We start from the raw sequence: 20,488 nt of genomic DNA, 5'->3' as shown, positions 1-20,488 counted from the left end.
GTAAAGATTCAACAAAAAAAATTAAATTCCTTCTACTTCTCTCTGAACAGAAAAACAGTAAGCAATGATACTGAACGGCAGACATGCTGCCAAGTAGGTTGTTGAAAAGAGGTTATTCTGAAAACCAAATCCGAAAAGAAGATATTTCTCCACTACGAAACTTAGCATCGTAAAAAAAACAAGATACGCCGAAAAATAAAACACATCACTTATCTTTCTGACATAAAATGATGAAAATATGGATGCCGCCAGAAAAATCAACATGACCAGTTTATTGCTTTGTCCCTGAAGAGTCAGCGGATTGTACTGTACAATATAACCGAGATTTTTGGCAGGAAAAAAAACAGTGAACAGCAGCACACCTACGGTCAACAGAAAGGCTGAGGCAACTTTTATTTTATTCGTGGTTTTGGTAACCCAAAAAGGTTTCAGTAAAAAAATGATCAATGGAATAACCGCTACACTTCTGGTAAGACATAAGATACCTAGACAAATACCTAACAATACCGGTTTTTGAAAATAATTCTCTTTAAACCTGCTGTGCCAAAAAAGAATAAACGCAGCTGCAAATATAAAAGAAGATATAAAATCACTCTTGCAGACAGCTTCATAAATGTAAGCCAGAGATATCCCAAGCAGGAATATTGCTGTGAACCGGATCAGATTACTTTTAAATTCAAGCACAATGACATAGGAAAACAGTAAAAACGCTGCAACCTGAAGATAGCCTACATTTCCTAAAAGATACGCCGGAAGAGCCAGTAAAAGCTGCCCCGGAAGATAGGAGGATAAATTCCCCATAAAATTACGCGCATCATAAATATATTTTCCGTGGATCCAATACTCTACGGAAAAATTCATGGTTTGCCACCGGTCTATATTCATTTGATAAGGATCTTTCAGGATATGGCAAAGTATGATATAGAGAACAGTGAAACTGCCTGTCAGAAGATAAACAAGTTTTATACTCAGTATTCTTTTCACCCATTGATTCTTTCTCAGAAAAAATATTGAAAAATGCAATGCGGCAAATGCAACTACCAGAATACTGACAGGAACCGCTGACTGTCGGATACCATATTTCGTTAGGAATAAAAAATTAATCACAAAATAGACTGCAAATAACATTAAACTATTTGTCCGGCCTTCTCTTATATGGGTTAAAATTTTATTCATCTGCAGTTGTTAGTTCCCGAAAACCCGTTCTGCATTTTCTGTAGTGATCCTGTCTATTTCTGAAAAGTCTTTCCCATAAATATTGACCAGTTTTCCGGCTACCAGATCCAGATATGAACTTTCATTTCTTTTTCCTCTGTGGGGTACCGGGGCCAGATATGGAGAATCTGTTTCCAGAACAATCTTATCCAGAGGAATTTCATTCAGGAACTGATCAATCTTTCCGTTTTTAAAGGTTACCACCCCTCCTATTCCCAATATGAAATTGAGATCAACGGCATGTTTAGCCTGATCAAGATCTCCTGAAAAACAGTGGAAAATACCGCGAAGTTTCGGATGTCTTTTTCTTTCCAAAACGGCAAATGTTTCATCAAAACTTTCTCTTGTATGGATAACAATTGGAAGATCTTTTTCTATAGCCCAGTCAATCTGCTGTTCAAAAGCTTTCACCTGGATATCCAGCGTTGTTTTATCCCAGTAAAGATCGATTCCAATCTCTCCTATTGCAGGAAAAGCCCTCTGATCCAGATAATTTTTAACGGTTTCGAGTTCTTTTTCCCAGGATTCAGGTTTTACATAACATGGGTGAAGCCCCATCATTGAGATGATCTGTCCGGGGTATTCTGTTTCCAGCTGAAGCATCTTTCCGTGAGATCCTGAGTCTATAGCAGGAAGATAAAACTTCGTGATTCCCTTATCTAAGGCCCTCTGAATGGCTTCTTTTCTGTCTGCATCAAATTCTTCTGCGTATAAATGGGTATGTGTATCAATCATTGTATTAAAATTTCAATAGATCTTCATAAGGGTTTTCAAGCTTCATCAACAAACCGAAAGCCGGTTCTGTCTTTATTCCCTGTTTCTTCAGTTCTATTATTGTATGTTTAAATTCTTCTCCTTTCTCTTCCAGTATTCTGTATTCAGCAATCATATGGCGGTAAGCATTCTGTTCAAATGACGCTTTATTCTGTCCGAAAATCTCAATTGGGAATTCTTCCAGCATAAAGTTCAGAACAATGCTTTTCTCTCCACGTACCATTACATTTTCAATTTTTACATCGACATCTTCCGGAATCAGTCTGCTCACAGCAATATCGTCTAAAAAATCTTCTTCAAAGTCAAGATTTACCTCACAAATGATATCCAGATCGCTGCTTTCAATATCAATTTCAATAGGAATCGTTCCGGCTAAAACTGGAGAATAGGACTTTAATTTTTCAAATACTTTATATTTTTTAAGAACGTCATACGCTCTTTTCTGTCTTTCATTTCCGGATTTCAGATATTCGAGATTCGTAAAATCAATCATTTAAAAATATTTTATGTCTTACTTTCTCTCTCTGAGCTTCAATCCTTGCAGTAAGTTTTTCTCTGAATTCAATATATTTTGGATCTTTGTCGTCGTCTGTTCTGTGTTCAAGGGCTTTGTTGATCTTAAAGTTTTCCTTGATAAAACTTTTTGTGTTTTCTGAAAAATAGGCTTCACCAAATTTTTCAAAGATATAACTGACAGCCTGTGAAGTAGGATGAATCAAGTCTTCTTTATAAAAACGGTAGTCACGCAGATCATCCATCAGTATTTCATAAACTGGAAGATAATGGCAGTTTTCCAGCTGTACAATGGCTTCATGAACTGCTGTGATGAGTTTGGATTTGCTCAACTGATTTTCGATCATCCCATCTTTAGTATGGCGAACGGGTGAAACCGTGAACAGGATCTGTACATCATCCCTGCAGATATCTTTCAGATTTAAAACCGTATTGTAAATAGAATCTGTAAGTTCCTGATGGGAAAGCAGTCTTTTTTCAAAAAACTTCTGTGGAATTTTATGGCAGTTGGCTGCCAGTTTTTGTTTAGGAACAAATTCATAAATAAATGAGGTTCCGTAGGTAATAATTACCCATCCCGCATCCTGAAGAAATCTGTTTCCGACTTCTATTCCCGTATTGATAAGGTCGAGCGTTTGGTGGATGTATCTTCTGTCAAAACTGCTGTGATGATCCAGTGATATAAATTCATCATTAAAAGTAATGAGCTCATCCTCTACATAAAATTCTGAATCATGAAGTCTTTTGACCGCATTACTGATTGAAAAGGGATTAAAAATAGTCCCAAAAGGATTATTCACTGTCTGAAGCTGTCCCTGTCCCAGCAAATCTGTCATTTCCGAAGCAAAACAGGAACCTATTGAAAATATTTTATCTTCAACATCAATCTTTTTCTCCGACTTCGGAATGTCTACTTCAGTTCTGAATTTCATCTTTTTAGCCAGCAGGCAGCAGATATATGGTATCAGACAGTACATCTCTAAGACCTACTGTCTCTAACCTAAGTATTATTAGCTCTCTCTTCTCAGCAGGTAATTGGCCAGCTCAATGAAAGGTTTTTTCTTGTCTTCGGGAATATTGATCTTTTCCAGGTAACTCTGCCCTATTTCGTTGTGTTTCTGGATCAGACGCAATGCTTTTTCATCTACTTTGGTTCTTCTGAAGATCTTTTCAACCCCATATACTTTATCAATATTATCGGTCTTTTTACCATACCAGTGATCCAGTTCTTTTCTTTCTTCTTCTGTAGCATGCTCTCTCGCTAAAAGATAAAGAATGGTTTTCTTGTTTTCATAAATATCTCCCGCATGTTTTTTACCAAACTGAGCCTGATCTCCGAATACGTCCAGATAATCATCCATGATCTGGAATGCGATACCAATGTGTTTTCCAAAATTGAAAATAGCTTTCGCATCTTTAAAATTAGCTCTTGCAATAAGTGCTCCTATTTCAAAAGATGAAGCACTCAGAACTCCTGTCTTATAAGTGATCATTCTGATATAATCATCATAAGTGACATCTTCCTGAGTTTCAAAATTGATGTCATACTGCTGGCCTTCACACAGAAGAAGTCCTGTATGGGTAAAGATTCTGATACATGCTTTGAAAATCTCAGGTTCAAGATCTTCAAAAAATTTATAGGCCTTCAGCATCAGTCCATCTCCGGAAAGGATTCCAACGTTGATCCCGTGAAGTGTATGAATGGTAGGTTTATTTCTTCTCAAAGGAGCCTCATCCATAATATCATCATGGATCAGTGTGAAATTATGGAAAAATTCAATTGCCAGTGCCGGTTTTATAGCCTGTTTAAGATCTCCTCCGAACAGGTCACAGGCCATCAGTACCATAATGGGACGAAGACGCTTTCCGCCGTGGGAAATGATGTAGTTCATCGGATCATAGAGTTCCGCAGGCTTATCTTTAAAGGTGTACTTCGTGATCGCTTCAGCAACGATCTGCTGGTATCTGTCTAAAAATTCCATAAAATCTTATAATTTGAACAAAAATACAATTTTTCGGGGCTTTATAAAACAAAAAACTTTGCCCCGAAGGACAAAGTTTATATAATATATTTCAACTTTAAAATTAAGTCAGAAACGTTACGATCAGATAAGTAATCCCTGCAACAATTGCTGAAATAGGAATCGTTAATACCCAAGCCCAAAGAAGACTTACTGTAATTCCCCATCTTACGGCAGAAATTCTTTTCGTTAATCCCACCCCGATAATAGAACCGGTGATCGTATGTGTAGTAGATACAGGAATACCAAAGTGGTCTGTAATAAACAAAGTGATTGCTCCTGCCGTTTCAGCACTTACACCTTCTAATGAAGTCACTTTTGTAATTTTAGTTCCCATTGTCTTAATGATCTTCCAACCACCACTCATAGTTCCCAATGCAATGGCAATAAAAGAAACCAAAGGAACCCAAATGTAATGCTGTGCAAAATAATCGAAACGGGCCGCAGATGCAATGTTAAGATAAACAGGATCCTGAAGCATGTTGACGTGATAATAGATCATTGCTGCTCCTATAATACCCATTACTTTCTGTGCATCATTCAAACCATGACCTAAGCTGAATAAAGCTGATGAAGCCAACTGCAGTCTCTTAAATGATTTATCTGCTTTATACGGGTTTGATCTTTTATAAAGATGAACAATAATAAGAGTGATAATGATTGAAATAATCATCCCAATAATCGGAGCCATAAAAATGAACAGGAAAATAGGAATCACTTTATCAAATTTAACAACACTCTGTTGGGTAACCTGATAACAGGCTGCTTTGAAAGTTTCCCATGTTCCCAAATTAGGCTGAGTAGCCACAACCTCGTGATAATCCATCATAAAAGCATGCATCAGAGCTGCTCCTAAAAATCCACCAATCAAAGTGTGTGATGATGATGAGGGAATCCCAAACCACCATGTTAAAAGGTTCCAGGCTATCGCAGCGATAAGACCTGAAAATATTACTTCTAATGTAATAAAGTTTTCATTAACGGTTTTGGCAATCGTATTACCAATTTTAAATTCTCCAATAATATAAGCGGCAATAAAGAAGGCTGCAAAATTCCAGAGAGCTGCCCAAAGTACAGCCTGGAATGGAGTTAAAACTTTTGTAGAAACGATCGTTGCAATTGAATTGGCTGCATCATGAAAACCATTGATATAATCGAAAATTAAAGCCAGAGCAATAATAACTATTAGTAAAATCGGAAATTCCATTTTTGTTATTTTGTTTAGGCGTATTTAATCATGATGTTCTCAATAGTATTGGCAACATCTTCTGCTTTGTCGGTTACTATTTCAAGATAATTAAGTACAGATGAAATTTTGATAATGTTAATCGCATCATTGGTTTCAAATAAATCTACCATTGAATTAGAAAGCAGATCATCTGCGATATTTTCAATAGAGTTTACTTTGATACACGCCTCTTTTACCTGATCCATATTCTTAAACCCTTTAAGGTTTTTCATTGCATTCTGGATTTCAAGACATGCTTTGTGGATCAATAATGAGAAATCTGAATACGCCTTCATCTCAGGCGATTTATATAAGAAGATATATTTTGTTGAAGCGTAGATATAATCAGCGATATCATCAAGACCGGTTGCCAGGGTATGAATGTCTTCACGGTCGAACGGCGTAATGAAGTTTTTTCCTAGTTCAATGAAAATCTCATGTGTAAGCTCATCATTTTTGTGTTCATAGTCGCTCATTCTTTTCAACATGGTATCATCGTTAAGATCGAAATCTTTGATACCGTTGTTAAAGTCTTCAGACATTGCAACTAAATTCTCAGTTACTTTTTCGAAAAGCACAAAGAAGATTTTATCTTTCGGTTGAAAAGCGTGGAAAATATTACCAATTCCCATTTTTATGTATTTATAATTTGGTGCAAATTTCCTAAAAAAGGATTTGCCCTGAAACTATATGACATTAAGTTTTGTTAACATACGATTAACGCCTGATTATCAAACAAAAAAACCGGCTTTTCAGCCGGTTTATATAGTTTAGAATGAGTATTAATTCGCTTCTTCAGCTCTCATATCTTTTCCTTTGAATTTCATTGATGCAATATTATTCAAAAGCTCTCCCTTAAATGATTTTTCAATTTCAAAGAAAGAGAATTTCTCTAAAATTTCAATATCACCAATTTCTGCTCTTTTTTTGCTTCCTCCAGCTGGTGAAGTTGCTTTGTTGATAATATCCAAAACATCAAGTTTTTTCAGTTGATCTTTTTTCCCTAAGTTAAAGAAGAATCTTACCATGTTTTCATTCTTTCTTCTAGGTTTTCCGCCACGTTCTCTTCCACCATCTCTGTCTCTGCTTCCTCTTACGTCACGGTCTCCACGATCACGATCTCTTCCTCTGTCACGGTCTCTTCCTCTATCTCTGTCTCTTCTTGAATAATCATCATCTCTGCTGCTGAACTTCTGATCAACAAGATCATGCTTATCTTTGTAGTACAAAGCAAGGTCTTTTAACTGGAACTGCAATAACTTGTGCACCAGTTCTTCTTTTGTAAATGCACTTAGATCAGGAATTAAGCTATCATTGAATTCAAAGATATCTTCTTCATGTTCTGTAAATAACTTTTCAAAAACACCTCCCACCTGAGCTTTGATAATATCTTCGCCAGTTGGAATGAATTTTTCTACAATATCGATTTTCGTTGTAGATTTTATTTGCTTCAGTTTTCTGCTTTCTTCAGGTTTAATTAAAGAAATTGAAATACCATCTTTTCCTGCTCTACCGGTTCTTCCACTTCTGTGAACGAATACTTCCGGATCATCAGGTAAAGAATAATGGATAACATGCGTAAGAGAGTTCACATCCAGACCTCTTGCTGCAACGTCAGTCGCTACAAGGATATCAATGTTTTTCAGTCTGAATTTCTTCATAACTGTATCTCTTTGCGCCTGAGAAAGATCTCCATGAAGAGCATCTGCCGCATAACCATTCTGCATTAAGAAATCTGCAACTTCCTGAGTTTCCATTCTTGTTCTACAGAAAAGAATAGAATACTGGTTCGGGTTGGCATCAATCAATCTCTTAAGAGCTTCTTTTTTCTGACGGTAACCTACCACATAGTATTCATGCTTAATGTTCTTTTTAACCTCGTTAATAGAACCTACAGAAATACGGTGTGGATTAGTAAGATAGTTTTTAGAAATTCTCTCCACTTCTTTATTCATCGTAGCCGAGAATAAGAAAGTCTGCTTTGTGTCTGGTGTTTCTCTCAGAATTGTTTCCAACTCATCTTTGAAACCCATTGAAAGCATTTCATCAGCTTCGTCTAAAACTAACCAATGAATAGCAGAAAAATCAAGTGCTTTTCTGTTGATAAGGTCGATTACTCTTCCCGGAGTACCCACGATAATTTGTGGCTTGTCCTTCAAAGAACGAATCTGATCCATGATACTGCTTCCACCGTAAACCGCTGTGGTTTTGATGTCTTTCATGTACTTGGAATAATTTTTTATGTCTTTAGAAATCTGAAGACATAATTCCCGTGTCGGACAAAGCACCAAAAATTGGATTTTGCGACTCGTTTCGTCAATCATATCCAAAATCGGAAGCGAAAACGCTGCTGTTTTGCCTGTCCCTGTCTGCGCAAGTGCGATCAAATCGCGAATATCTGAAAGAATGAAAGGGATAGTCTGTTTTTGGATTTCTGTCGGGCTTTCGTAACCCAGTTCGCCAACTGCCTTAAGGATATCAGGACTTAAATTGGACTCCGTAAATAAATTCATTAAATATTTTAAAATTTTTGCAAAGATACAACAAATATTTGATTTGTTTTTGAATAAAGTTTTAAATATGTAAAGTTTAATTCAGAATCCTTTAATATATTTTTAATTTTTAAAAAATTAAATCCAAAAAAACAACCCTTACGTTAAAAACATGTTAAACATTATTTTTTTTTATTAAATTGGATTGATTTTTTCTGTATTATTTATGAATTTTCAAAAATAGCACCATGAAACGCAAATTTTTCTTTTTGATATTCCTGTCTATTACCCTTGAAATATTTGCACAGGTTTCTCAATATCCTACCGCATGGACACTGGAAAACTGCATTAATTACGCGAAAGAAAATAATATTTCAATCAATTCCCTAAGACTCTCAAAAAGTGCATCTGAGCAGGATCTTTTACAGGCTAAAGATGCTAAATATCCAAATCTGAACGGAACAGTTTCACAAGGACTTTTTGCTTTAAACGGAAATAATGGATTAAACCTAAACGGTGTGCAGTCCCAGAGCGTTGGCGCCAATTCATCAATGACTCTCTATCATGCAGGGTATATCCGAAATAATGAGTTTTCAAAAAACCTGCAGGTTCAGATGGCTGATCTTTCGGTACAGGAAGCCGAAAATAATATTACTTTAAGCATTGCTCAGGCTTTTTTGAATATTCTGATGGTACAGGAAAATATAATTTCTCTTGAAAACATTTTAAAAACAACACAAACTCAGCTTAAACAGGGAGATCAGTTTTATAAAGCCGGGAATATCTCGAAACTCAATTATCTGCAAATTCAGGCACAGGTAGCTCAGGATGAATACAATCTTACTGCCGCACAAAACAATCTGCGTTCCGGCACCGTTAATCTCAAACAGTTACTGCAGCTTCCCTCTTCCTATGAATTCCAAATTATGAAACCCGACACAGTGACTGTTGAAGATCATTTAAATCCCCTTTCAGATGCTCAAAATCAAGCTCAAAATCAGCGCCCGGAAGTAAAATACGGGGAACTAAATATTGAAAATTCAAATACCAATCTGAAAATGGCTCAGGCTTCCATACAGCCAACCCTTAATTTAACGGGAAATATTTCAACCAATTACTCCAACGGAAACGGCACTTATTTTAACCAGTTGGGAAATAATTTTTACATGCCGGTTGGATTAAGCCTCGGGATTCCGATTTATAATAACCGCATCTATAAAACTGAAATTGAAAAATCCAAAATAGCTATTGAACAAGCCAACCTTGATTTACAGAATACAAAAACAGTACTTAACCAACAGGTAGAGCAATCTTATATCAATCTCCAAAATGCCATTTCACAATATGATTCTGCTTTAAAACAAATGGATATCAACCAGCAGAGCTATGATATTGTCAATGCTCAGATGAAAATAGGAAGTATAGATTATGTCCAGCTTCAGCAGCAGCGCCTTCTCTATATCCAGTCCGTACAGAATTATCTGCAGGCAAAATATACGTCAGTTCTCAATAAACAGATCTATGATTTCTATGCCGGAAACCCTATAAATCTAAAGTAAACGATGAAAACAAAAAATAAAAAATGGCTGTATTGGATCGTTGGAGGTATTATCGTACTTGCGGCGGTCTGGTATTTTTTTATCAGAGCAGAAGAGGTAAAAATCCAGCTTGAAACTGTAAAACCTGAAATAGGTGAAATTTCAAATTCTATTACAGCTACCGGAACCGTACAGCCTGTAGATACTGTTGCCGTGGGAACACAGGTATCCGGAATTATAAAAAAAACATATGTAGATTTTAATTCGACTGTGAAAAAGGGACAGCTTCTTGCAACTTTGGATCCTGACCTACTTCAGTTTCAGTCTGAACAGATCAAAGCCAATCTGCAAAATGCAAAAAGTAATCTTTCCTATAATGAAATCAATTTCAACCGCCAATCCCAACTTTATAAAGTAGGGGCTATCAGTAAAGCTGATTTTGATAATGCTACCAACCAGTATAATGCAGCAAGAGCACAGGTCAGCTCTGTTAATGCACAGCTTTCTACCGCCAACAAAAACCTGTCACTCACCAATATTTACTCACCTATTGACGGAACTGTTTTGAACAGGAATGTGAGCGAGGGGCAAACTGTTGCTTCAAGCTTCAGTACGCCTACCCTTTTCAGTATCGCTAAAGACCTTACCAAAATGCAGGTTCGAGCTTCCGTAGATGAAGCCGATATCGGCAACGTAAAAGTAGGTCAGAAAGCAACATTCACTGTTGATGCTTTTCCTGATGAGATTTTTAAGGGCGAAGTCTCTGAAGTCCGTCTTCACCCTACCGTCTCCTCGAATGTAGTGAACTACACAACGATTATCAATGCTGATAACTCCGGTTTAAAGCTAAAACCCGGAATGACCGCCAATATCACGATTTATACTCAGGTTCTTGAAAATGTAATGAAAGTCCCAACCGCAGCTACCGGTTTCAGCCCGGACAGTCTGATCATTAAAAAATATAAAGTTAATTCACCCTTTGCTCATGGAAAAAAAGGGAAAGGAAAAGGAAAAGGAAAAAAACAAAATACAGACACCTCAGGTAAAAATAATAACGCAGGGGTATGGATCATCGGAAAAGACAGTACAATATCCCGCAAAAAAATAAAAACAGGAATGGATAATGATACCGAAATCCAGGTTATTTCAGGCCTTAATACAACCGACAATATCATCACCGGCTATAAAGTTCTGTCTAAAAAATCATCGGGAAATGCATCTAAAAGCCCTTTTATGCCTCAAAGAAGAGGTGGAGGCAACAACAAAAACAGTGGCGGGGGTGGCGGTCAAAGATAAATTTAACAATACAAAATCCGAAAGTCATGGCAGAAAAAATTCTGGATATTCTGGATCTGAAAAGAGAATTCAAAATGGGTGAAGAAATCGTCCATGCTTTGAAAGGGGTGACATTTTCGGTAAACAGAGGCGAATTCGTAACCATCATGGGAAGCAGCGGTTCGGGAAAATCTACATTGCTGAATATCTTAGGATGTCTGGATAAACCTACAGCCGGAGATTATATTCTGGATGGAGTAAATGTAAAAAACCTGGATCGGGATGAGCTGGCTGTTTTAAGAAATCAAAAAATAGGTTTTGTATTCCAGGCTTATAATCTTCTTGCCAGAACGACTGCTAAAGAGAATGTAGAACTTCCCCTGCTATACAACCCAAATGTATCCACTGAGGAACGTCACAGACGCTCAGTGGAAGCACTTACAGCCGTCAAATTGGAAAACAGGCTCGATCACCTGCCCAACCAAATGTCTGGCGGACAACAGCAGCGAGTTGCTATTGCAAGAGCTCTCGTGAATGAACCTGTTATGATATTAGCTGATGAAGCAACAGGAAATCTTGATACAAGAACATCCTATGAAATCATGGCTTTGATGCAGGACCTTCACAAACAGGGAAGAACTATCGTATTTGTGACCCATGAGCCGGATATCGCTGCCTTCAGCACAAGAACAGTAACCCTGCGAGATGGAAAGGTGATTAAAGATGTTCAAAATGAAAACATCCGATCAGCCAAAGAAGCGCTGGAAGGTCTTCCGGTAAATGATGACTACCAATAGTTCTATATTAAAAAACTGAATGAAATGAATGTTTCAAATCTTTTCCGCATTGCCTGGAGAGCCCTTCTACGAAATAAACTCCGTGCCTTCCTTACGATGCTCGGAATCATTATAGGAGTAGCATCTGTTATTGCCATGACAGCCATAGGGGAAGGCTCAAAAAAAAGCATCAGTGATCAGCTTTCCTCTATGGGATCCAATATGATCACCATCCGCCCTTCGAGCAATATTAATGTATCGGGAGGAGCGAGAATAGGAGCCTCAGGACTCCAGACCCTGAAATCCCAGGATGCCGATGCGATTTCAAAAGGGGCATCTGATGTCTCTTATGTTTCAGCAGCTGTTCAAACTAATGGACAGACGATCAACGGGCCTAATAACTGGCCTACCCAACTTCAGGGTGTGAATGAAGAATATTTTAAAATCAGGGATTGGGGAATCTCAGACGGTAATCTTTTTACAAAAAAAGATGTAGCCTCCTCCAATAAAGTCTGTCTTTTGGGGCAAACTGTATATACCAATTTGTTTCCAAATGGTGAAGACCCTGTAGGAAGCGTTATCAGATTCAATAAAGTTCCTATGAAAGTTATTGGCATTCTGGCCTCAAAGGGATCCAATGCTTTCGGACAGGATCAGGATGATGTGATTATAGCCCCATTCAATACGGTACAGAGAAGATTTCTGGGCATTACTTACGTCCAGACTATCTATGCCTCATCCACCAATGAAAACACCTCTCAGCAAGCGACTGATCAGGTTTCGGAAATTCTGAGGAAACAGCATAAACTTCCGGCGGATGGAAGCAATGATGATTTTTCCGTGAGAACTCAGGCGGAGCTTATTTCTACGATGAGCTCCACCAGTCAGCTTCTTACCGTACTTTTGTCTGCTATTGCAGGAATTTCTTTAATTGTAGGAGGAATCGGAATTATGAATATCATGTACGTTTCTGTCACGGAAAGAACAAAGGAAATTGGTTTGAGAATGTCCATAGGAGCAAGAGGAAAAGATATACTGTACCAGTTTCTGATTGAAGCGGTGCTGATCAGTATTACCGGGGGAATTATTGGAGTTCTGCTGGGAGTTCTGTCTTCAAAACTGGTCACTTTTTTTCTTTCATGGCCCACTTTTATAACAGAATCATCCATCATCGTATCTTTTATTGTCTGCGCTGTAACCGGTGTGTTTTTCGGATATTACCCGGCTTTGAAAGCCTCAAAACTTGATCCGATCGAGGCACTGAGATATGAATAGTTTTACGTATTTTTGGTTAACAGTTGCTTGTTTTAAATGATAACGGGAAATTTTGCGCTTTAGTTATTTCCTCTCTATCATCTCTGTAAACGGCACTTCTCAACTGACAACCCGCAACTAAACAAATCACAGCTAAAACAAAAAAATATGTCATTCAGTATTTCTCCCAAAACATTTGATTTTTTAAAAAAATTAACCAAAAACAACAATCGTGAATGGTTTACCGAAAATAAAAGCCTCTATACCGAATCACAGGAAAATGTGATTTCTTTTCTCGACGAACTGATCAGAGAAATGGCAGAGTTTGATGAAGAATTAGGCAAGCTTGACGGTAAAAAATCACTGTTCAGAATTTACCGGGATACCCGATTCTCAAAGGATAAGATTCCTTATAAAACCAACTTCGGAGCTTCTTTAGGCATGGGTAAAGGCAGTCAGAAAGGAGGTTACTATCTTCATATCGAACCCGGCAAATCTTTTATAGCAGGCGGCATTTATATGCCGGAATCTGCTGCTCTAAAAGAAGTGCGGAAAGAAATTTCGCTTTATGGCGACGATTTTCTTAAAATCATCAATAACAAGGATTTCAAAAAGTATTTTCCAAATCTGGATCAGGATGATCAACTGAAAAAGGTTCCTCAGGGATTTGAAAAAGAAGATCCGATGGGAGAATATTTAAAGCTTAAGAACTTCATCGTAGTTTACAATCTTAAAGACGAGGAGGTTCTGGATAAAAACGCAGCAAAAAATATCACCAAAATCTTTAAACTGATGAAACCTTTCAACGATTTCCTTAATACTCCCTTTCTTTAAAGATCCTAATAAGTCTTTTTAACTACCCCGTACTATCAAAAAGAATCTGCGTCATTTGCAACATCTAAGGGAGATTTATCTTCTCGCAGACTTTGCAAATGACGCAGATATTTATTTTTACATGCAGTAAAAACACTGCAATATTTTGTTTTAAAACCTCATCACATCCTTCACTACTCCACTTTTTTGAGTGTGCTGCAGCAATTCTGTTTCAATGAAAACTTTTATCTTTTCTTCAGATCCGTCATTTGGAAATAAAAGGTGAACATTTGCTCCGGCATCCAGCGTAAAAAACAAAGGAAGACCTGTCTCTTTTCTGAAATCCCAAACCTTATTGATCACTTCCATAGTTCCGGTTTTCATCAGGATAAAGGCAGGATCACTCATCATCATCATGGCGTGAAGCGTCAAAGCCTCATGTTCCACCAATTTGATAAAACGTTCCATATCTCCATTTTTAAGAATTTCTTTCATCGGAACAAAGTTTTCTCTTGCTTCCTGAAATCTTCTTTCTGCATAAGGATTGGTATTCATGAGACCATGTCCTACCGTTGAGGAGACACTTTTCTGTCCTTCATGAATCAATAAAACCCAGTCGTTAAAGTTTTTGAATAGGTCATGAATCTCATTGTCCGGATATTTCACAGCAAATAAGTCTGAACTTCCTTCTACTTCCTCAGATGTTCCCCAGACTACAAGCCCGTTGTATAAACTTCTGCAGGCGCTTCCGCTTCCTAATCTTGCCAAAAAAGAAGCTTTCCTCAACGATTCTTCTTCAGACTGGTTTTCTGAAAAACCTCCGTCCAACGTCATCAGACATTTGGCGATTGCTCCAAACCCTGATGCAGAACTTGCAATTCCTGAACTGTGAGGAAAAGTATTTTCCGTTCTGATGATATATTTACCTTTCAATATCCAAGGCAGATACTGTTCGATATTTTTAAAATATTTTTCTATTTTTTCAGCAAATTTCACCTCTTCATTTCCTGCCAGAAAAGTCTGCACAGAGAAAGGTTCGTCTGCAAGAAATTCCATAGCAGTATTGGTCTTACAATGATTCAGAGTAAAACTGATACTCGGATTAGCCGGAATCTGGTTATCATATTTTCCCCAATATTTAATTAAAGCAATATTGGAAGGACAGCTTTCTGAAACTGTCTGGTTATGGATGGTAAAATTCTGTTTTCCTAGAAACTCCTGTGTTGTCATAATTTGATTTAAAATAATAAAACTCATCGATGTAATCCCAAAGACTCAAAAGAATCTAACACTTTTGTTATTTTCAAAACCTTAAGATTTTTTCATCTGATAAGCTCTGAAGTGTTTAAATAAAAATCCTTTGTGGTTAATCAAGCTCTATTTCTAATACATTTTCTCTATTATATCTGCATATTTTTTTAGCACTACATTTCTTTTGACTTTCAGTGTCGGTGTAATTTCACCGGTATTGATATCAAATTCTGCAGGCATCAATGTGAATTTTTTCACTTTCTCGTAATCTGCCAGATGATCCTGTAATTCTTTAATTTTATCTTTATAAAGAGCAATTACTTTTTCATTTTTCACAGCCTCTTCCCAATTGGTAAATGGTATGTTATTTTTTCGGATAAAATCCTGCAGAAATTCAAAATTAGGAACAATAAGTGCGGAAACAAACTGTCTTCCTTCTGCCACCAGCATGATCTGCTGGATAAAATTATTATTGGTGAGAAGGTTCTCGATCTGCTGCGGTGCAATATACTTCCCGTTTGATGTTTTCATCAGGTCTTTGATCCTGTCCGTAATGATCAGATTTCCTTTATCGTCGAACTTCCCGGCATCTCCTGTTTTGAACCATCCGTCTTCTGTGAACACTTTTTGGGTTTCTTCCGGCCTGTTGTAATAACCTTTCATTATACCGTTTCCTCTTGCCTGGATCTCGTCACTTTCACCAATCCGTATTTCTACTCCCGGTAATGGTTTTCCACTGGTTCCATGTTCAAAATGAGTCAGGGGGAAAAGCGTCAGCGTAGCTGTTGTTTCTGTCAATCCATAACCAACTGTGACGTGAATGCCTACCGAGTCGAAGAATTTTGTAACTTCCGGCGACAATGATGCTCCTCCACAAGGTAAGAACCACAGTCTACCACCCATTTTTTCTTTGATTTTACTGAAAACCAGCATATCTGCCACTGATTCTTTTAATTTGAGTCCAAAGGGAACAGGCTTTTCATTTCTTCTAAGCTCTGCTGTCTGCCATCCTGTTGCTACTGCCCAGTCAAATATTTTTTTCTTTACTGACGATCCTTCTTCTGCTTTTTCTAAGACTCCTGCATATACTTTCTGGAAAAACCTTGGTACTGCACACATCATGGACGGTTTTACTTCCTCCAGAGCTTTGGCAATATTTTTAGGATCTTCCAGGAAATAAACCCTTGCACCACCATAGAGACAAAGCAAACTCCAGCTTCTTTCGAAAACGTGGGTCAATGGAAGGAAGGCCAGTGAAAGTTCCTCTTCAAAGTTTTTAAATTTAAAAAACTCAAAGTGGGAATCAAAAGCTTTGATAAAATTTCCGTGAGTAAGCATAACGCCTTTGGGTGTCCCGGTTGTTCCTGAAGTATAGATCAGGGTAGCTGTATCATCATTTTCTTTATTGCAGATCTCCGGTTGAGAAGAGGATTTTGCAATGAAATCTTCGAGATAAAAACTGTTAAACTCTTTTTTGATCCAAATGGATTTTTTAGAAACAATAATTGTTTCCAGCTGATTTTCTTCTTTATGTAAAATTTCCAGACATGCATCATACTGTTCCTGGCTTCCTACAAGAACGGCCTTTGCTGAAGAATCATTAACAATATATTCAGCCTGTTCTGCATTATTGGTGGAGTAAATAGGAACTGTTACAGCACCGATTGCCATTGAAGCCAGATCAAATATCATCCATTCAGATGAGTTATCTGAATAAATAGCTACTTTATCATTTTCCTGAATCCCTGCATCTTTAAGTGCATTAGCTGTTTTAAAAACAATCTCGCCGAATTTTTTCCAGCTCAGTTCTTTCCACGCTTCATCTTTCTTTTTAAAACCTATCGCTGATTTTAACGGATGCTTTTCTACATTTTTTAGGATAATTGCCGCTGCAAGATTCATGAATTCAGCTTTTTGTCGTTAATATAATTTTTTAGATGAAAATCAACACTTTCCTTTACAGGAATAAACTGATAGTCAAGTTCTTTTTTTATTTTTTGGTTGGAAATGGTGTTGAGTGATGAAATAGCCTCAATATTGGACTTTGTAATGATCCTCAGTTTCGGAATCAGCCAGCCGAAAAGGATATTAGCCAGTCTTCCGATATTTAGCTGAGATTTTGAAAGGATTTTCGCTTCTTTCAGTCCTAGCTGCGACCTGATTTGTCCTCCAAGCTCAGCGTATTTTTTATTTTCTGATATCAAAATGAAACGTTCACCAAAAGCATTTTTTTCCATCAGTTCAATAGAAATTTCAGCAGCATCCCTTACATCAATATAACTGGTACCCCCTGAAAATGTAAAGCCGTTCTTTTCAAAGGTTGGAAAAATATCACCACTGCTTTGTCCCCAGTTTCCACTTCCGATAATCATTCCGGGATTGACGATGATGGTATTTAATCCTTCTGCGGATGCTCTCCAAACTTCCATTTCAGCAAGATGCTTTGATATAGCATAAGCAGAATGCTCTTCTTTAGGGTTAAATTCAGAGCTTTCGTCCAGTTCTCCGTTTTCATTGAAAAGATCCAAAACAGCAATGGTACTTACGTGCAGAAATTTCTTCACATCTGAACCTTCGCAGGCAAACAGCAAATTTTCTGTACCCTTTACGTTCGTATGGTACATTTCTTTTTCATCATGAGGATGGAAACTTACTTTTGCGGCACAGTGATAAACTTCATCTACACCTTTTAACGCATTCTGAAGAGATTCGAGATCGTCAAAATCTACATCTATCCATTCGATCCTATTAAAAAAATCATCAGGATTCTCTGTATAGAAACTGTAAGAATGCCTTACATCTTTTAAATTGCTGCCCGGTCTTTTGGAAGCACGCACGTTTTTGCCTTTTTTAAGAAGCTCCAAAACGATTACCCTGCCCAGGATTCCGGTTGCACCCGTTACAAAAATCATTAATTATTTACTTGATTGCTGACTAAAATATAACAATATTTTCTATCCGGCAATTCTTCATTTTCTTATAAAAACTGTATGAAAAACTGCTTATGCAAATTTGCGATTTTTAAAGCAGAATTCCTCTTAATTTAAACAATATTATCATTATGCCAGTCTTTAGATATAATCCTCTTAAAATTGCCTGAATAACGTGTAAATGATTTCTTTCAAAAAGAAGCAAATATTTTTAAAACACTTAAGTTATTAAATCTTAACCACTTTGAAAACAGAAACGTTTGTAACTATATACATTCACTAAAACACGGTTCCTCTCCTGTGTAGGGTATTTTTAGGTACAAACGTAATAGTCCTTTTAGTAAACAAAAAAAAAGTCCTTCAGATATACCAAAGGACTTTTATGATTTAAGCGGTCATCGTATTTTTAAGCCATGACCATATTATTTCTTCTTGGTGCTTTATCACAAAGAACATCTGCAATACTCTTAGAAATAAGATTTTCCTCCGTTAAATTATCTAACCAGAAAAATTCACCTGCTGCATTAATCTCGATGAAGTAATACTCATCTTCAGGGGAAACAATGATATCTATAGCACCATAATCTACATTGTAAACATCCAAAAGCTCAAGAAGTTTTCCTTCAATTTCTGCCGGTAGCTCGGTACGCACCCATTTGGTCAAAAGATTGACTCCATCTTTCCTCCAGTCTACTTTAGCATCTTCCGACTGCTGTGAATCTATTTCGAAAGCATAAACATCCTGTCCTACAATAGTAACACGAAGTTCTTTTTTCTTTTCAATTTTTTTCTGGAACTGCATTGGGCAATACACCAGCGAATCCAGTTCTTCAAGCTTATCTTCACTAACAACATTAGTAAAAACAACGCTTTCCACACCATCTTCGTAGATTGCAAAACCAGTTTGCATTTTAGCCACTACATTTTTGTGCTTAAGAATAAATTTTCTGGCTTCTTCAGGATTGTTGGTCAGACAGGTTTCAGGAATCTTAAGTCCTAATTTAACCGCAATTTTTAACTGCTCTTCCTTACTGTCCAATCTTCTGTAAACACCTGGTTTTCCTAATGCATAAGCATCTACAGACTCTATAAACCCAAAAAGTGTATTGCGGATTTCACCCATGGCAGCGCCATAGAATTTCTTATCCATTTCTTCTTTTACTCCGTTTCCAATATTATAGGCTCTTCTGTACCAAACGGCAGCAATATCTTCAAGACGGTACTGCGCATCTTTGGTTTCAAGAATACTTACCCATTCTCCATCCTGAAAAATGGTGGATAGTTTATTTTCTATAGGATACAGGTCTACGTCGAAACGAATGACCTCACAGCCGTTTTTCTCTATATATTCTGTTACTTTTTCAATTGAAAAATTATCTGCAGTATGCGTAATGATTAATATTTTATTCATGGATATTGATTCTTTTTATAAGGTTATCGGCGATTTTTTCTGCAATGGGAAACCCCAGTTCTTTCTGCAGCATTCCCCATTCTCCCTGTGGATTTACTTCAAGAAAATAATATTTTCCGTCTTTTCCTTTGATCATGTCAATGGCTCCGATATAAAGTCCCATCTGTTCCATCATTGAAGCAAGACCGGTTTTTACATTTTGGGGCAGTTCGTAAGCAGACCAAAAATAATCTCCCTGAGCCAGTCTCCAGTCTACATTTTCGCTGTTGTTGATCTTTCCTGTAAAAAAATCCCCGGCTATGTAGACAATTCTTAACTCATATTCTTTGTCAATATAGGGTTGAAAGATCATTGGGCAATACGCTATATCTGAAAGATTCTCCAAAGTATCCTCTTCAATGATCATCGTTGAAATAAGATTTTCACCGCCCATGCTTTTTGCGGTCAGACTGTGTAGTTTAGCAACAGCTTTTCCATTGCAAAACTGATGAAAAAAGGTTGTGATCTTTTCTTCGTCGTTGGAAAAAATGGTTTGGGGAATGGTTAAATTATTTTCTTTAGCTAATTTTAGCTGAAGCATTTTACTTGCATCAATCTTTCTTTCATTTTCGTAAGGATTGACCCATGGAATATCTTCTAAAACAGTGATTAGGTTATACCGCAGGTTTGAATATCCGGTGAGAAATGTTTTTTTGTAATCTTCATCCAGTTCTTCAGGAATAGTGATACCCCAGGCTTTTCTGTGCCATACTCCTCTGATATCTTCAGAACGCAATGTATTTCCGAACTCGTCTGTCAGTTCAAATGAATTTTCAGTAACACTTATTTTCTGAAAATGGTTCATACGGTCAGAATTCAATCTGAACCATGGAATATTTTTCGAGTCAAGATATTCAAAAAAGATATCGATATTGTAAAAATCCTTTGAGTGGGTAATGCAGAGAATCATGTGCCGTTTTTTATTGAAAAAGGAAACTTAATGGTAAGTTTCCTTTTG

18 protein-coding genes are annotated in these 20,488 nt (G+C 37.1%); 5 read left to right on the top strand and 13 right to left on the bottom strand.

Features of this window, described 5'->3' with window-relative positions:
• Positions 1–21 precede the first annotated feature (21 nt).
• From IW16_RS15345 to IW16_RS15310, 8 genes are all read right to left on the bottom strand, one after another.
• Positions 22–1,176, bottom strand: coding sequence for a hypothetical protein (locus IW16_RS15345; protein ID WP_131327915.1), 1,155 nt, complete (start codon positions 1,174–1,176; stop codon positions 22–24).
• Positions 1,177–1,185: 9 nt separating this feature from the next.
• Complete coding sequence (locus IW16_RS15340; protein WP_034746019.1) at positions 1,186–1,950, bottom strand: TatD family hydrolase; 765 nt, start codon at positions 1,948–1,950, stop codon at positions 1,186–1,188.
• A 4-nt stretch (positions 1,951–1,954) separates the two neighbouring features.
• Positions 1,955–2,482 carry a DUF4269 domain-containing protein gene (locus IW16_RS15335; protein ID WP_034746017.1) on the bottom strand — a complete coding sequence of 176 codons (528 nt, stop codon included), beginning with the start codon at positions 2,480–2,482 and terminating at the stop codon, positions 1,955–1,957.
• Positions 2,475–3,434, bottom strand: coding sequence for a GSCFA domain-containing protein (locus IW16_RS15330; RefSeq protein ID WP_034746013.1), 960 nt, complete (start codon positions 3,432–3,434; stop codon positions 2,475–2,477). The genes IW16_RS15335 and IW16_RS15330 overlap by 8 nt, the downstream gene beginning before the upstream one ends.
• A 78-nt stretch (positions 3,435–3,512) precedes the next feature.
• Positions 3,513–4,484 (bottom strand): polyprenyl synthetase family protein, encoded by a 972-nt coding sequence (locus IW16_RS15325; protein ID WP_034746010.1) that lies wholly within the window; start codon positions 4,482–4,484, stop codon positions 3,513–3,515.
• 103 nt (positions 4,485–4,587) lie between these two features.
• Positions 4,588–5,730 carry an inorganic phosphate transporter gene (locus IW16_RS15320; RefSeq protein WP_034746007.1) on the bottom strand — a complete coding sequence of 381 codons (1,143 nt, stop codon included), beginning with the start codon at positions 5,728–5,730 and terminating at the stop codon, positions 4,588–4,590.
• Between the two features lie 14 nt (positions 5,731–5,744).
• Positions 5,745–6,383, bottom strand: a complete 639-nt coding sequence (locus IW16_RS15315) for a DUF47 domain-containing protein (RefSeq protein ID WP_034746004.1) — start codon at positions 6,381–6,383, stop codon at positions 5,745–5,747.
• 150 nt (positions 6,384–6,533) lie between these two features.
• Entirely contained in the window at positions 6,534–8,264 is a 1,731-nt protein-coding gene (locus tag IW16_RS15310; protein WP_034746001.1) for a DEAD/DEAH box helicase, read from the bottom strand.
• A 227-nt stretch (positions 8,265–8,491) separates the two neighbouring features.
• Here IW16_RS15310 and IW16_RS15305 point away from each other — a divergent pair, with 227 nt between their 5' ends.
• From IW16_RS15305 to IW16_RS15285, 5 genes are all read left to right on the top strand, one after another.
• The gene (locus tag IW16_RS15305; RefSeq protein WP_034745998.1) at positions 8,492–9,802 is read left to right on the top strand and encodes a TolC family protein; all 1,311 of its coding nucleotides are present in this window, start codon (positions 8,492–8,494) and stop codon (positions 9,800–9,802) included.
• Positions 9,803–9,805: 3 nt separating this feature from the next.
• Complete coding sequence (locus IW16_RS15300) at positions 9,806–11,077, top strand: efflux RND transporter periplasmic adaptor subunit (RefSeq protein ID WP_034745995.1); 1,272 nt, start codon at positions 9,806–9,808, stop codon at positions 11,075–11,077.
• A 26-nt stretch (positions 11,078–11,103) separates the two neighbouring features.
• Positions 11,104–11,853: an ABC transporter ATP-binding protein gene (locus IW16_RS15295; protein WP_034745992.1), complete on the top strand. Its 750-nt coding sequence runs from the start codon at positions 11,104–11,106 to the stop codon at positions 11,851–11,853.
• 24 nt (positions 11,854–11,877) lie between these two features.
• Positions 11,878–13,107, top strand: coding sequence for an ABC transporter permease (locus IW16_RS15290; RefSeq protein ID WP_034745989.1), 1,230 nt, complete (start codon positions 11,878–11,880; stop codon positions 13,105–13,107).
• Positions 13,108–13,254: 147 nt separating this feature from the next.
• Positions 13,255–13,920, top strand: a complete 666-nt coding sequence (locus tag IW16_RS15285) for a DUF2461 domain-containing protein (RefSeq protein ID WP_034745986.1) — start codon at positions 13,255–13,257, stop codon at positions 13,918–13,920.
• A 150-nt stretch (positions 13,921–14,070) separates the two neighbouring features.
• On the opposite strand, the gene IW16_RS15280 is transcribed toward IW16_RS15285, so the two are convergent.
• From IW16_RS15280 to IW16_RS15260, 5 genes are all read right to left on the bottom strand, one after another.
• On the bottom strand, positions 14,071–15,129 hold the full coding sequence (locus tag IW16_RS15280; RefSeq protein ID WP_034746325.1) for a diphosphomevalonate/mevalonate 3,5-bisphosphate decarboxylase family protein: 1,059 nt from the start codon (positions 15,127–15,129) through the stop codon (positions 14,071–14,073).
• Between the two features lie 153 nt (positions 15,130–15,282).
• The gene (locus IW16_RS15275) at positions 15,283–17,052 is read right to left on the bottom strand and encodes an AMP-dependent synthetase/ligase (RefSeq protein ID WP_034745983.1); all 1,770 of its coding nucleotides are present in this window, start codon (positions 17,050–17,052) and stop codon (positions 15,283–15,285) included.
• Positions 17,049–18,062: an NAD-dependent epimerase/dehydratase family protein gene (locus IW16_RS15270; RefSeq protein WP_034745980.1), complete on the bottom strand. Its 1,014-nt coding sequence runs from the start codon at positions 18,060–18,062 to the stop codon at positions 17,049–17,051. The genes IW16_RS15275 and IW16_RS15270 overlap by 4 nt, the downstream gene beginning before the upstream one ends.
• A 424-nt stretch (positions 18,063–18,486) precedes the next feature.
• Positions 18,487–19,491 (bottom strand): MvdD family ATP-grasp ribosomal peptide maturase, encoded by a 1,005-nt coding sequence (locus IW16_RS15265; RefSeq protein ID WP_034745978.1) that lies wholly within the window; start codon positions 19,489–19,491, stop codon positions 18,487–18,489.
• On the bottom strand, positions 19,484–20,440 hold the full coding sequence (locus tag IW16_RS15260; protein ID WP_034745976.1) for an MvdC/MvdD family ATP grasp protein: 957 nt from the start codon (positions 20,438–20,440) through the stop codon (positions 19,484–19,486). The genes IW16_RS15265 and IW16_RS15260 overlap by 8 nt, the downstream gene beginning before the upstream one ends.
• Positions 20,441–20,488: the final 48 nt, after the last annotated feature.

Source organism: Chryseobacterium vrystaatense (assembly GCF_000737765.1).
Taxonomy (GTDB): domain Bacteria; phylum Bacteroidota; class Bacteroidia; order Flavobacteriales; family Weeksellaceae; genus Chryseobacterium; species Chryseobacterium vrystaatense.
This window is presented reverse-complemented; position numbering and strand designations above follow the sequence as displayed.

Excerpts from the sequence above, each read along its gene's own strand:
- IW16_RS15305 (WP_034745998.1), top strand. The coding sequence starts at position 8,492 with ATGAAACGCAAATTTTTCTTTTTGATATTCCTGTCTATTACCCTTGAA.
- IW16_RS15345 (WP_131327915.1), bottom strand. The coding sequence starts at position 1,176 with ATGAATAAAATTTTAACCCATATAAGAGAAGGCCGGACAAATAGTTTA.
- IW16_RS15295 (WP_034745992.1), top strand. The coding sequence starts at position 11,104 with ATGGCAGAAAAAATTCTGGATATTCTGGATCTGAAAAGAGAATTCAAA.
- IW16_RS15265 (WP_034745978.1), bottom strand. The coding sequence starts at position 19,491 with ATGAATAAAATATTAATCATTACGCATACTGCAGATAATTTTTCAATT.
- IW16_RS15320 (WP_034746007.1), bottom strand. The coding sequence starts at position 5,730 with ATGGAATTTCCGATTTTACTAATAGTTATTATTGCTCTGGCTTTAATT.
- IW16_RS15290 (WP_034745989.1), top strand. The coding sequence starts at position 11,878 with ATGAATGTTTCAAATCTTTTCCGCATTGCCTGGAGAGCCCTTCTACGA.
- IW16_RS15340 (WP_034746019.1), bottom strand. The coding sequence starts at position 1,950 with ATGATTGATACACATACCCATTTATACGCAGAAGAATTTGATGCAGAC.
- IW16_RS15325 (WP_034746010.1), bottom strand. The coding sequence starts at position 4,484 with ATGGAATTTTTAGACAGATACCAGCAGATCGTTGCTGAAGCGATCACG.
- IW16_RS15310 (WP_034746001.1), bottom strand. The coding sequence starts at position 8,264 with ATGAATTTATTTACGGAGTCCAATTTAAGTCCTGATATCCTTAAGGCA.
- IW16_RS15260 (WP_034745976.1), bottom strand. The coding sequence starts at position 20,440 with ATGATTCTCTGCATTACCCACTCAAAGGATTTTTACAATATCGATATC.
- IW16_RS15275 (WP_034745983.1), bottom strand. The coding sequence starts at position 17,052 with ATGAATCTTGCAGCGGCAATTATCCTAAAAAATGTAGAAAAGCATCCG.
- IW16_RS15315 (WP_034746004.1), bottom strand. The coding sequence starts at position 6,383 with ATGGGAATTGGTAATATTTTCCACGCTTTTCAACCGAAAGATAAAATC.
- IW16_RS15300 (WP_034745995.1), top strand. The coding sequence starts at position 9,806 with ATGAAAACAAAAAATAAAAAATGGCTGTATTGGATCGTTGGAGGTATT.
- IW16_RS15280 (WP_034746325.1), bottom strand. The coding sequence starts at position 15,129 with ATGACAACACAGGAGTTTCTAGGAAAACAGAATTTTACCATCCATAAC.
- IW16_RS15270 (WP_034745980.1), bottom strand. The coding sequence starts at position 18,062 with ATGATTTTTGTAACGGGTGCAACCGGAATCCTGGGCAGGGTAATCGTT.
- IW16_RS15330 (WP_034746013.1), bottom strand. The coding sequence starts at position 3,434 with ATGAAATTCAGAACTGAAGTAGACATTCCGAAGTCGGAGAAAAAGATT.
- IW16_RS15285 (WP_034745986.1), top strand. The coding sequence starts at position 13,255 with ATGTCATTCAGTATTTCTCCCAAAACATTTGATTTTTTAAAAAAATTA.
- IW16_RS15335 (WP_034746017.1), bottom strand. The coding sequence starts at position 2,482 with ATGATTGATTTTACGAATCTCGAATATCTGAAATCCGGAAATGAAAGA.